Here is an 11,858-nt window from a genome sequence, read left to right as displayed (position 1 = left end):
AGGCGGCAACTGGGTCTACGACCAGTCCTTCTTCATGATCCTCAACGTCGCCGTCGGCGGCGAATGGCCCGGCTACCCCGACGCCACCACCCAGTTCCCCCAACAAATGATCGTCGACTACGTCCGGATCTACGAGAACTGACCCGGTGAACGAATCCCGTCCCCGGCGGCGACGCCGGGGACGGGACCAGGGGCGGGATCGAGAACGGGTCAGGGGCGGAAGAGCACCTTGAACACGCCGTCCTGCTTCTTCTGGAACTTCTCGTAGGCGGTCGGGGCCTCGTCCAGGGACAGGTGGTGGGTGGCGAAGTCCTCCACGCCCAGGCGGTCGGCCTCGTCCAGCAGCGGCAGGATCTCCGGTGTCCAGCGGCGCACGTTGGCCTGCCCCATCCGCAGCTGGATCTGCTTGTCGAAGAGCGTCATCATCGGCATCGGGTCGGCCATGCCCCCGTAGACGCCGATCAGCGAAATGGTGCCGCCGCGCCGCACCAGGTCGATGGCGGTGTGCAGAGCGGTCAGCCGGTCGACGCCCGCCGTCTCCATCATCTTGGCCGCGGTCCCCTTGGGCAGGAACGAGGCCATCCGCTGGGCGAACTTGGCCGAGCCGTGTCCCGCCGCCTCCATGCCGACCGCGTCGATGACCGCGTCCGGGCCGCGGCCGTCGGTGCGGTCGCGGATCTCCTGGACCAGGTCGTCGGTGCCCTCGGAGGAGTCGAACACCTCCGCCCCGCGGGAGGCGGCACGCGCGCGCCGCTCGGGCACCGGGTCCACGCCGAACACCTGCCCCGCGCCCAGGTGGCCGGCGACCCGACAGCACATGTCGCCGATCGGCCCCAGGCCCAGGACCGCCACCGAACCGCCCTCGGGCACGTCGGCGTAGCGGACGGCCTGCCAGGCGGTCGCCAGCACGTCGGAGAGGAACACGTAGCGGTCGTCGGGCCCTTCGGGGGGCACCGGGATCGCGGTGTTGTCGGCGTGCGGGATCCGCAGGTACTCGGCCTGTCCGCCGGGCACCGAGCCGTAGAGCTCGCTGTAGCCGAAGAGCGCCGCGCCCATGCCCTGCTCCTTCACCTGGGTGCTCTCGCACTGGCTCTGCAGGCCGCTCCGGCACATGGCGCAGTGGCCGCAGGAGATCTGGAAGGGAACGACGACCCGCTGCCCCGGAACCAGGGAGGTCACGCCGCTGCCCACCTCCTCGACCACACCCATGGGTTCGTGTCCGAGGATGTCCCCGGGGTTCATGAAGGGACTGAGCACCTCGTACAGGTGCAGGTCCGATCCGCACAGCCCCGAGGTGGTGACCCGGATGACCGCGTCACCGGAGTCCTCGATCCGGGGATCGGGGACGTTCGCGGTCCCGACGTCCCTCGTACCGTTCCACACCACTGCCTTCATGTCTCCCCCTGGTCCCACGACGGTCGTGGTCGGTCGTGGCCGCCCACTACCCCGGTCACATCTCGGAAAACGACCCCCGTAGCCCACGGGAAAGAACGACCGGGTTTCGCTACGGTGGGTAGCGGACATCCGCTGTCCGTACCGGTACCGCGTCACGGCGGCCGTTCGCGAAGCACCTGGCCGCTTCCCGGCTGTCGGGCGGACCGACCGCGTGACCGGACTCGCCGCCGCCCAGTGCCGAGGAGGCCCCATGGCCGCGAGGATCACCGCCCGTACCCTCCTGGCGGGCGCGGTGGCGCTGCTGCTCCTGTGCGGATGCGCCTCCCCCGCCGAGGATCCCGAACCGGAGGAGCGCACCTTCACACCGGGCTCGGACCAGCTCACGATCGTGGTGGACAGCGGCGACCTGGAGGTCTCCCCCGCGCGGACGAACGAGATCCGGGTGAGGCGCTGGGTGTCGGGCCAGGCCGTCATCGGCGGCCCCGGGGTCACCTGGGGACTCAACGGGCAGACCCTGTCACTGCTGTTCAAGTGCAACCAGGGGGACGCGTGCCACGTCCGCTACGAGGTGTTCGTCCCCGAGGGCACCTCGCTGACCGTCGAGGGCGGCTCCGGCCGTGTCGAGGCCACCGCGTTCGGCAAACCGCTGACGGTCAGCACCGCCGAGGGGTCGGTGGAAGTACAGAGGGTCTCCGGTCCCCTCTTCCTGAGCAGCGAGGAGGGGGACCTGCGCGCCGGTGGGGTGCGCTCGCGCAGCCTGAGGGCCACCACCGGGAGCGGGAACATCGACGTGTCCCTCACCGGTGTCCCCGACGACGTCCGGGTGGCCACGGAGGAGGGCGCCGCGACGCTGGAACTGCCCGAGGCCGCCTACGACGTGGACGCCTCCGGCGGCGGGGAGGTCGTCACCAGGGTGGAGACCAGCGACGACAGCCCGCACAGGATCGTCGCCGAGACGGACAGCGGCCGGATCCGGCTGGTCCCCGCCGACTGAGCGGCCCGGGCACGCGGGAGCGCGGCCCGCACCGGGAGCGGACCGGGAGGAGAGCACCTGGACGGCGGGGACCCGCCTTCGGCGATGTTCAGGGGCCTGCCCTGAGCACCACGCAATCTACCGATGCCATCACTGACCTCTTCAAGTCCCTGGAAGGCACACCAGGAACACCGATCTTGAGCTCCGGAAGAGCAGCTACAGCGGGATCGGGCAGGACTGCGCGGAGGTGGGCGAGCTCCCCGCGGCACAGCCGTTCGGGACTCCAAGCACCCCGGCACCGGACCGGACGCCCGACGTGCGCACCCTCCGAAGACCCGGTTCCGATTCCCGAAACCCAAGTTTGCTCCCCGCGAGTCCCGCGGCCGGACGGGCGGTGCCAGAATACGGGGTGTGAGACACCAGCACTCGGACACACCGGACCCCGCGCAGGACTCTCCCCAGGTCGGCCCGCCCAAGACCAGCGCGGCCGGGCTCCCGGCCGTCCTGAACAGCGTCCGCCAGGTCGGCGAGCACGCGGGCGTGCGACGCGGACTGCCCGCCATGCTCGCGGTCAACCAGAAGCGCGGCTTCGACTGCCCCGGCTGTGCCTGGCCCGAGGGCGACAGGCGGCACCGGGCCGAGTTCTGCGAGAACGGCGCCAAGGCCGTCGCCGAGGAGGCCACCGCCAAGGCGCTGACCGCCGAGTTCTTCGCCGCCCGTCCGGTCGCCGAGCTGGCGGAGCGGTCCGGGTACTGGCTGGGCCGGCAGGGCCGCCTCGCCGAGCCGATGTACCTGGCCGAGGGCGCCACCCACTACGAGCCGGTCGGCTGGGACCGCGCCCTGGACCTGGTCGCCGAGGACCTCCGGGCGCTGGGCTCCCCCGACGAGGCGGTGTTCTACACCTCGGGCCGCACCAGCAACGAGGCCGCGTTCTGCTACCAGCTGTTCGCCCGGGCGCTCGGCACGAACAACCTCCCCGACTGCTCCAACATGTGCCACGAGTCGTCCGGGTCGGCGCTGACCGAGACCCTGGGCGTGGGCAAGGGCAGCGTGTCCCTGGAGGACCTGCGCGAGGCCGACCTCATCATCGTGGCCGGGCAGAACCCCGGCACCAACCACCCCCGCATGCTCTCCGCCCTGGAGAGGGCCAAGCGGACCGGAACGCGGATCGTCACCGTCAACCCGCTGCCCGAGGCGGGAATGCGCGAGTTCCGCGACCCTCAGCGCGCGGGCGGCCTGCTGGGGCGCGGCACCGAGCTGACCGACCTGTTCGCGCAGGTACGGCTGGGCGGCGACCTCGCCCTGTTCAGCGCCCTCAACCGGCTGCTGCTGGAGTCCGACGAGCGCGGCGAGGACGTCCTGGACCGTGAGTTCGTCGCCGCCCACACCCACGGTTTCGAGAAGTTCGCCAAGACCCTGCTCGGCGAGCCGGACGAGGAGTTCTGGCCGCGGACCGAGCGGGCCACCGGCCTGGACCGGGAGCTCATCGAGCGGATCGCCGCGATGGTCACCGCCTCGGAGCGGATCGTGGTGTGCTGGGCGATGGGCCTGACCCAGCACAGGCACTCGGTTCCCACCATCCGCGAGGTCGTCAACTTCCTGCTGCTGCGCGGCAACGTGGGCCGCCCCGGCGCGGGCGTGTGTCCGGTGCGCGGCCACTCCAACGTGCAGGGCGACCGCACGATGGGCATCTTCGAGCGCCCCGCCGAGGCGTTCCTGGACGCCCTGGGCGCCGAGTTCGGGTTCGCGCCACCGCGCGAGCACGGATACGACACCGTCAACGCCATCCGCGCCATGGCCCGCGGTGATGTGCGGGTGTTCTTCGCGATGGGCGGCAACTTCGTCTCGGCCACTCCCGACACCCTGGTCACCGAGGAGGCCATGCGTCGGGTGGGGCTGACGGTGCACGTGTCCACCAAGCTCAACCGCTCGCACGTGGTGACGGGGACGCGGGCACTGATCCTGCCCGCGCTGGCGCGCAGCGACCGCGACGTGCGCGGCGGTGAGTCCCGGTGGGTGACGGTGGAGGACTCCATGGGGAAGGTGCACGCCTCCCACGGGGTGCTGCCTCCCCTGTCGGAGGGCATGCGCTCGGAGGTGGACATCGTCTGCGACCTGGCCGAACGCGTGCTGGGCGACTCCCCGGTGGCCTGGTCGGAGCTGACCGACTACACCCGGGTGCGCGAGCACGTGTCGGCGGTCGTCCCGGGGTTCGAGGACTTCGACGCACGCGCTCGGCGGCCCGGCGGGTTCACCCTGCCGCACGCGCCGCGCGACGACCGGCGCTTCCCCACCGCGACCGGGCTGGCCAACTTCACGGTGAACGGCACGTACGCCCCGGAGGTCCCCGAGGGGCGGCTGCTCCTGCAGACGCTGCGCTCGCACGACCAGTACAACACCACGGTGTACGGCCTCGACGACCGCTACCGGGGCATCACCGGTGGTCGCCGGGTGGTGCTGGTCAACCCCGAGGACGCCCGGGAACTGGGTCTGGCCGACGGCTCGTACACCGACCTCGTGGGCGAGTGGCGGGACGGCCGCGAGCGGCGCGCGGCGCACTTCCGTGTGGTGCACTACCCGACGGCGCGCGGGTGCGCGGCCTCCTACTTCCCGGAGACGAACGTGCTGGTCCCGCTGGACTCCACGGCCGAGACCAGCAACACGCCCACGTCGAAGTCGGTGGTGGTGCGGTTCGAACCGGACTCCGGTACCGGCCTTCACCGGTGACCTTGCTCCTGGTGGTGCTGTCGGCGGTCGACGGTGCCGCTGGGAGCAAGATCATCCCGGGTGAGCGTGAACCGCGCCCGGTCCCGTCCCCCGGTGTGCGAGGGTCCGGGGGCCCGCTCGTACTCTGGTGCGATGCCAGCTATCTACCTCATCCGCCACGGGAAGGCCTCTCCGGAGGCGGAGGACTACGACGAGTTGAGTCCGACCGGCTACGAACAGGCCCGGCTCCTGGGCACCGAGCTCAAGCGGCGCGGACCGCGGGTCGGCCGGGTGGTGACGGGCCTGCTGCGCCGCCAGCGCCAGACCGCGGCCGCGGCCCTGGCCGAGGCGGGCCCGGACCTGGAACCGCACGGCGACGAGCGCTGGAACGAGTACGACCACCTCGGCCTGCTGGGCGACTACCCGGCCGGGACGGGCTCCCTCCAGGAGCGGCTCGACGCCTCCCTGAGCGCGTGGATCGAGGCCGGGGGCAGCGGCCCGGGCACCTGGGAGGGCTTCCGTTCGGGGGTACGCGAGGCGCTGGACGACCTGGTCGCCGGGCTGGGCCGGGGCGAGACGGCGCTGGTCTTCACCTCAGCCGGGGTCATCGCGACGGTGTGCTCGACCCTGCTCGGCACCTCCCCGTCCGGGTTCCTGGCGATGAACCGCGTGGTGGTCAACGGCTCGGTGTCCAAGCTGCTGCACGGCCGCGGCGGCACGCAGCTGTTGTCCTTCAACGACCACGCCCACCTGGAGCAGGGCGGCCCCGCCCTGATGACCTACCGCTGAACGCGTGCCCAGGGGAAACCGACCGGTCGGTACCGTCCCGCGGGCGGCACCGACCGGCCGTCCTCACCCCGCCTAGACTCCGTCCGCCGCCTCCCTGCGCTCGGCGTCGCGCCGCAGCACCGCGCGCAGGGCCAGCTCGTAGCCGAAGACGCCGCATCCGGCGACGTAGCCCGCGGCCACCGGCGCGGTCACCGACGTGTGCCGGAACTCCTCACGCGCGTACACGTTGGAGATGTGCACCTCCACCACGGGCGCCTCGATCGCGTCGATCGCGTCGCGCAGCGCGATGCCGTAGTGCGCGTAGGCACCGGGGTTGAGCACCACCCCGGCCCAGCCGCGCGCCTCGTGGATCCGGTCCACCAGCGCGCCCTCGCTGTTGCTCTGCGCGCACACCACCTCCACGCCCAGCTCCTCACCGAGGGAGGTCACGCGCCGCTCGACCTCCTCCAGGGTGGTGGTGCCGTACTGCGCGGGGTCGCGGGTGCCCAGGAGGTTGAGGTTGGGGCCGTTGAGCAGCAGGACGGCGCGGGACTGGTCGGACACAGCGGACATGCGGGTCAGCGCTCCTTCTCGGGTCGGTGGCAGCAAGCCTAGAGGGGTCGCGCGGAACGACCGAGGCCCCGGTCGGCCCGGGACCGCGCGGCAGGTAGCATACCGACCAGTCGGTCCACGATTCCTAGGAGGCGACCCGTGGCGTCCACCCTGCTGTCCGCGCGCGACCTGCAGTTCCTGCTCTACGAGTGGCTCGACACCGAGGCGCTCACCAGCCGTTCCCACTACGCCGACCACTCCCGCGAGACCCTCGACGCGGCGCTGGAGCTGGCCGAACGCGTGGCCACCGACCACTTCGCGCCGCACAACAAGGCCAACGACGCCAACGAGCCGCACTTCGACGGCGAGCGCGTCCACGTCATCCCCGAGGTCAGGAAGGCGTTGGAGGCCTACGCCGAGACCGGCCTGAGCGCCGCCGGGATGCCCGCCTCCGCGGGAGGGGGCCAGCTCCCGCACGTGGTCTCCAGCGCGTGCGGCGCCTACTTCCAGGCCGCCAACCTGGGCACCTCCGCCTATCCCTTCCTCACCGCGGGCAACGCGCGCCTGCTCCTGGCGCACGGCAGCCCCGAGCAGATCGACACTTGGGTGCTGCCCATGGTGGAGGGGCGCTTCACCGGCACCATGTGCCTGTCCGAGCCGCAGGCGGGCAGCTCGCTGTCCGACATCACCACCCGCGCCGAGGCCGGGGACGACGGCACGTACCGGCTGTTCGGCAACAAGATGTGGATCTCCGCGGGCGACCACGAGCTGACCGAGAACATCGTGCACCTGGTGCTCGCCAAGATCCCCGGCGGCCCTCCCGGGGTCAAGGGCATCTCCCTGTTCGTCGTGCCCAAGTACCTGCTGGAGGACGACGGCTCGATCGGCGAGCGCAACGACGTCGTGCCCGCCGGACTCAACCACAAGATGGGCTACCGGGGCACCGTCAACGCGCTGCTCAACTTCGGCGAGGGACGCCACACCCCCGGCGGGCGGGCGGGCGCTGTCGGCTACCTGGTGGGCGAGCCCCACCAGGGGCTGAAGTACATGTTCCACATGATGAACGGCGCCCGGATCGGGGTGGGCGCGGGAGCCACCGCCGTCGGCTACACCGGCTACCTCAAGTCGCTCGACTACGCACGCGAGCGCCTCCAGGGCCGCCCGATGGGCGCCAAGGACCCCGCCCAGCCGCAGGTGCCGATCATCGAGCACACCGACGTGCGCCGGATGCTGCTCGCACAGAAGAGCTACGTCGAGGGCGCGCTCGCCCTGGTGCTCTACTGCGCCCGGTTGGTGGACGAGACCGCCAGCACCGAGGACGAGGACGTCCGCCGGCGCGCCCACCTGCTGCTGGACGTGCTCACCCCGATCGCCAAGAGCTGGCCCTCCCAGTGGTGCGTGGAGGCCAACGACCTTGCCATCCAGGTGCACGGCGGATACGGCTACACCCGCGAGTACGACGTGGAGCAGCACTACCGGGACAACCGGCTCAACCCGATCCACGAGGGCACCCACGGCATCCAGGCACTGGACCTGCTGGGGCGCAAGGCCGTGCTCGACGACGGCGCCCGGCTGACGCTGCTGCTGGAGACGGCGCGGGAGACCGTGGCCCGCGCACGGGAGCTGGGCGGCTCCGAGGCCGAGTACGCCGAGCTGCTGTCGGCGGCCCTGGAGCGGACGGCGGAGACGGCCGCGGCGGCCTGGGCCGAGGGCGACCCGGCCGTGGCACTGGCCAACGCCACCCCCTACCTGGAGGCGGTGGGCCACGTGGTGGTGGCGTGGCTGTGGCTGGAGCAGCTGGTGGCCGCGCACGGCCGCGAGGGCGGCTTCTACGAGGGCAAGCGCGCCGCGGCGGCCTACTTCTTCCGGCACGAGCTGCCGCGCACCGGTCCGCAGTTCGACCTGGTGGCCTCCCGCGACCGCACCGTCCTGGACGTCTCCCCCGACGTGCTCTGACCGGGGGGTCCGTCGGCGGCACTCGTCCACAGCACGCACAATGAAGGCATCCCCTTCCCACCTCTCCAAGACGGACCCGTGGGTTCTCGTCGAACCGATCTCCTGAGGAACGCTGTGAAGAATGATCTGCGCGCCCATGTCGCCGTGGGCCACCACGCCGAGCGGGCCGTCCCCTGGACCGTGCTCCTCGCGGTGCCGGGACTGTGGATTCCTGACCTTCCCGCCTGGGCCCTGGCACTGGGCTTCGCGCCGATGTACGCGGCCATGGCCCTGCACTGGGCGACCCACCGCGGCAGGTTGTGCGAGCTGTGCGTGGCCGACATGCCCCTGAGCGGCTCGGAGGTCGCCGAACGGTGGCGGCGCCCCCTGCGCACCTTCCACTGGGTCGTCGAGCGCTTGGGCCGCACCGCCCTGGCGGCCGCCGCCGTGATGATCGCGCTCGGGCTCCTCGTCCCCGCCGCGGGGGTCTCCCTGTTCTTCGTGCTCGTCTCGACGGGACTGCTGTGGGCCATGCGGCACTCGCGTGTCGCGGTGTGGTGCCCCTGGTGCAGGCACGGGGGCGGTGAGGACGAGGAGTCGCCGGTGGCACCGGTCCGGCCCACGGTGACCGCCTGATCCGGCCGGCAGACCGTGTCAGCAGGGTGCGCTGGAGTCGCAGGAGCTGCTCGTGCCCGTAGTAGCGGCGGATCCCGCCGGGGCCGCTCCGTCCGGCCCGGGAACGGCGTCGGGGGTTGACGCTACGTCAACCGCAGCCCCTTCACGGCCGGGCCCGGAGCTTGAGCTCAATAAAGGTTGAGGGTTCATGCTTGCCGAGAGGTTCCCACCGGTTCCTCCCGGCGGGCCGTACGGGCCGGCCGCGCCACACCCTCACAGAAACGGGGCAGCTGATGACGGCACGGGGAAAGATCCTGGTGACGGGGGCGACCGGCAACATCGGACGGCACGTCGTCTCCGGACTGCGTACGGCCGGGGCCGACGTCCGTGCGCTGGCGCCGGATCGTCTACGTCTCCGCCGCCGCGGTGTCGGACGAGGTCGGCTCCGAGGACAACGGGGTCTGGGGGCGTATCGAGCGGGAGATCGCGGACTCCGGCCTGGAGTGGACCTTCCTGCGCGTCGGCGGCCTGGCCACCAACACCCTCGGCTGGGCGGACCAGGTCCGCCTGGACGGGACAGTGCGGTGGACCCACGGCGCGGCCGGGCGGTCGCTGGTCCACGAGAGGGACGTCGCGGACGTCGCCGTGCGAACGCTCACCGAGGACGGTCACGTCGGGGCGAAGTACGTGCTCACCGGCCCCGAGGTGGTCACCCAGGCCGAGCAGGTGCGTCTCATCGGCGAGGCCGTCGGCCGCCCCGCCCGTTGGGAGGAGGTCCCGCGTGAGGTGACCCGGGACAGGTTCCTGGCGCAGATCGGCGACCCGGCGTTCGCCGAGGCGGCCCTCGACGCCTGGGGCGAGATGGTCGAGAACCCCGAGCCGGTCTCCACGGCCGTGGAGGAGGTCACCGGGCAGCCGGCGCGCACGTTCCGCGAGTGGGCGGCCGACCACGCCCACGACTTCCGTCCCCTGTCGGACGCGGAGGCCGCCGAACACCGGCGGTCCCCGTTCCGGGAGAGGGCGTTGGAGGAGCCCGTCCGCCTGCCGGCGCCGGACGCGGTGCGTGTCGCCCCGCTGGAGTCGGACGGCGGGCACGTGGAGGTGCGCGGCGGCGGGCCCCGGCGCTTCGCTGACGGCTTTCCTCAGCCCACGTAGCGCCGGGCCTTGGACTCCCGGCGGGGACCCTCCAGGGCGCGCAGCCCCCGCTCCACTTCGGGCGGGACCGGCCTGCGCTCCCTGAGCACCCACGGCAGGCCCGCCAGCGCCTCGGCGACGGCCATCGCGCTGGAGCGGTCGCGCGGCACCGACCGCAGGGTCGACCAGGTGTGCCGCCACGCGCCGTCGGCGGGGCGCCGCAGCCAGGCGGTCCACAGGGTGTTGCGGATACCCAGGCGACGGCGCCGGGACGGGTCTCGCACCGGGGAGGCGGCGTGGTGGGCGACCGTCCGCTCGTCCCAGCACATCCACCACCCGGCGGCGGCCAGGTCCAGCGCCAGCAGTTCCTCCTCCCCGCCCAGCCACAGGCGCGGGGAGAAGCCCCCCACCTGCTGGAAGGCGCGGACGCGGAACACGGTGACCCCGGCCAGCACTCCCAGCAGGGCGGGTCCGGGCAGCCAGTCGGGGCCCGGGACCGGCGAGTGGCGCAGCTCGGGGGTGAGGGGGTCCTCGTGTCCCCCGGGTTCGACGATCAGGCGCGCCGTCACCGATCCCAGCCCGGGGTGGGCGTCCAGCAGGCCGGCCGCCCGTTCGAGGGAGCCGGGATCCCACCAGGTGTCGTCGTCGCAGAAGGCGACGTAGGGCGTGTCCAGGGCCTCCACGCCGATGTTGCGGCCCACCGAGCCCAGGTTGGCGCCCGCCCGGACGAGCCGCACCCACGGGTGGCGCTCGCCGACCGCGTCGGCCGTGCCGTCCGTGGAGGCGTTGTCCACCACCACGGTCGGCGGCGGTCCGGACAGGGTCTCCAGGCGGTCCAGGGTGCGCAGCAGTTCCTTCCGGCGGTCGCGGGTGATGACCACGATCCCCACGCGGGCGCCCTCGCTCATGCCTCCTCCAACAGGGACAGGTGCCGTTCCACGCGCGCGGGCACCGGGCGGCGCCGCGCCATCGCCCCGGGCAGGAGCCGCAGCGCCCCCGTCAGGGCCCCGCGGGAGACCGGGTCGCGCAGCGAGCGCCCGGCCAGCCGCGCCGTCCGGGCCAGGGCCAGGCCCGGACGGCGGCGCAGCCAGACGGTCAGCAGCGCGTTGCGCTCGTCCATCGTCCGCCGCCACCTGCCGGGCGGGCGCATGGAGGAGGGGTGGTGGTGCACGCGCACGTGCTCCAGGTGGCACAGGTCCCAGCCGGACGCCGCGAGGTCCTGGGCCAGGAGCGCCTCCTCCCCCGCGAAGAACAGCAGCGGGTCGAAACCGCCCACCTCCTTGAAGGCCTCGCGCCGCACCACGGCCGCGCAGGCCAGGAAGCCGAGTATCCGCGGCCCCGGCAGGCCGTCGCCGGGCAGCGGGCTGCGCGCCATCGCCTCGTTGACCGGGTCCGGTCGCTCTTCCTCCCCGACGAACACGGACGCCGCCACGAGCCCCAATCGCGGGTGGGTGTCCAGGGTGTCGGCCGCCGCCTCCAGCGCCCCCGGGGCCCACCAGGAGTCGTCGTCGCAGAAGGCGACGTAGGGCGTGTCCGCGCGCGCCACGCCGGTGTTGCGGGCGGCGCACCCCATGTTGCGGGGCTCGCGCACGAGCAGGACGTCGGGGAACCCGGAGCGGACGGCCTCGGCGGTGCCGTCGGTGGAGGCGTTGTCCACGACCACCACGGGCGGCCGGGGCTCCAGCTTCTCCAGGTGCACCAGTGTGCGCAGCAGCTCGTCACGGCGGTCGCGGGTGGCCACCACCACGGTGACCCGCGAGTGCTCCGGGTTCCCCACTCT

At 72.7% G+C, this 11,858-nt stretch carries 10 protein-coding genes and 1 pseudogene; 7 read left to right on the top strand and 4 right to left on the bottom strand.

The features are described 5' to 3' along the window. Positions 1-142: pseudogene (locus tag FYX01_RS04800) on the top strand (glycoside hydrolase family 16 protein); the annotation flags it as partial. A 68-nt stretch (positions 143-210) separates the two neighbouring features. Here FYX01_RS04800 and FYX01_RS04795 read toward each other — a convergent pair. Beyond that, positions 211-1,395: an alcohol dehydrogenase catalytic domain-containing protein gene (locus tag FYX01_RS04795; RefSeq protein WP_150237957.1), complete on the bottom strand. Its 1,185-nt coding sequence runs from the start codon at positions 1,393-1,395 to the stop codon at positions 211-213. Positions 1,396-1,645: 250 nt separating this feature from the next. Between FYX01_RS04795 and FYX01_RS04790 the strand changes: the two genes are divergently transcribed. From FYX01_RS04790 to FYX01_RS04775, 3 genes are all read left to right on the top strand, one after another. Beyond that, positions 1,646-2,389, top strand: a complete 744-nt coding sequence (locus tag FYX01_RS04790; protein ID WP_150237955.1) for a DUF4097 family beta strand repeat-containing protein — start codon at positions 1,646-1,648, stop codon at positions 2,387-2,389. A gap of 381 nt (positions 2,390-2,770) precedes the next feature. After that, positions 2,771-5,095 carry an FdhF/YdeP family oxidoreductase gene (locus FYX01_RS04780; RefSeq protein ID WP_150237968.1) on the top strand — a complete coding sequence of 775 codons (2,325 nt, stop codon included), beginning with the start codon at positions 2,771-2,773 and terminating at the stop codon, positions 5,093-5,095. A 132-nt stretch (positions 5,096-5,227) separates the two neighbouring features. After that, entirely contained in the window at positions 5,228-5,863 is a 636-nt protein-coding gene (locus tag FYX01_RS04775) for a histidine phosphatase family protein (RefSeq protein ID WP_150237953.1), read from the top strand. A gap of 72 nt (positions 5,864-5,935) precedes the next feature. Here FYX01_RS04775 and aroQ read toward each other — a convergent pair whose 3' ends face one another. After that, positions 5,936-6,415, bottom strand: coding sequence for a type II 3-dehydroquinate dehydratase (gene aroQ / locus FYX01_RS04770; protein ID WP_150237951.1), 480 nt, complete (start codon positions 6,413-6,415; stop codon positions 5,936-5,938). 138 nt (positions 6,416-6,553) lie between these two features. Between aroQ and FYX01_RS04765 the strand changes: the two genes are divergently transcribed. The 3 genes from FYX01_RS04765 (at position 6,554) to FYX01_RS04755 (ending at position 10,099) form a co-directional block, all read left to right on the top strand. Next, positions 6,554-8,350, top strand: a complete 1,797-nt coding sequence (locus tag FYX01_RS04765) for an acyl-CoA dehydrogenase (protein WP_150237949.1) — start codon at positions 6,554-6,556, stop codon at positions 8,348-8,350. Positions 8,351-8,464: 114 nt separating this feature from the next. Beyond that, positions 8,465-8,965 (top strand): hypothetical protein, encoded by a 501-nt coding sequence (locus FYX01_RS04760; protein ID WP_150237947.1) that lies wholly within the window; start codon positions 8,465-8,467, stop codon positions 8,963-8,965. 366 nt (positions 8,966-9,331) lie between these two features. After that, positions 9,332-10,099, top strand: coding sequence for a Rossmann-fold NAD(P)-binding domain-containing protein (locus tag FYX01_RS04755; protein WP_317846044.1), 768 nt, complete (start codon positions 9,332-9,334; stop codon positions 10,097-10,099). Here FYX01_RS04755 and FYX01_RS04750 read toward each other — a convergent pair. After that, entirely contained in the window at positions 10,087-10,986 is a 900-nt protein-coding gene (locus tag FYX01_RS04750) for a glycosyltransferase family 2 protein (protein WP_150237945.1), read from the bottom strand. The two genes, FYX01_RS04755 and FYX01_RS04750, sit on opposite strands and share 13 nt — an antisense overlap. Next, on the bottom strand, positions 10,983-11,855 hold the full coding sequence (locus FYX01_RS04745) for a glycosyltransferase family 2 protein (RefSeq protein WP_150237943.1): 873 nt from the start codon (positions 11,853-11,855) through the stop codon (positions 10,983-10,985). The genes FYX01_RS04750 and FYX01_RS04745 overlap by 4 nt, the downstream gene beginning before the upstream one ends. Positions 11,856-11,858: the final 3 nt, after the last annotated feature.

The sequence above is a fragment of the Nocardiopsis quinghaiensis genome, from assembly GCF_008638365.1.
Lineage (GTDB): Bacteria > Actinomycetota > Actinomycetes > Streptosporangiales > Streptosporangiaceae > Nocardiopsis > Nocardiopsis quinghaiensis.
The sequence above is the reverse complement of the archived record's forward strand: the minus strand, read 5'-3'. Positions and strand labels throughout refer to the sequence as shown.

Bases quoted from the DNA above. Each gene is read 5' to 3' on its own strand.
- FYX01_RS04750 (WP_150237945.1), bottom strand. From the start codon at position 10,986: ATGAGCGAGGGCGCCCGCGTGGGGATCGTGGTCATCACCCGCGACCGC.
- FYX01_RS04790 (WP_150237955.1), top strand. From the start codon at position 1,646: ATGGCCGCGAGGATCACCGCCCGTACCCTCCTGGCGGGCGCGGTGGCG.
- FYX01_RS04775 (WP_150237953.1), top strand. From the start codon at position 5,228: ATGCCAGCTATCTACCTCATCCGCCACGGGAAGGCCTCTCCGGAGGCG.
- aroQ (WP_150237951.1), bottom strand. From the start codon at position 6,415: ATGTCCGCTGTGTCCGACCAGTCCCGCGCCGTCCTGCTGCTCAACGGC.
- FYX01_RS04795 (WP_150237957.1), bottom strand. From the start codon at position 1,395: ATGAAGGCAGTGGTGTGGAACGGTACGAGGGACGTCGGGACCGCGAAC.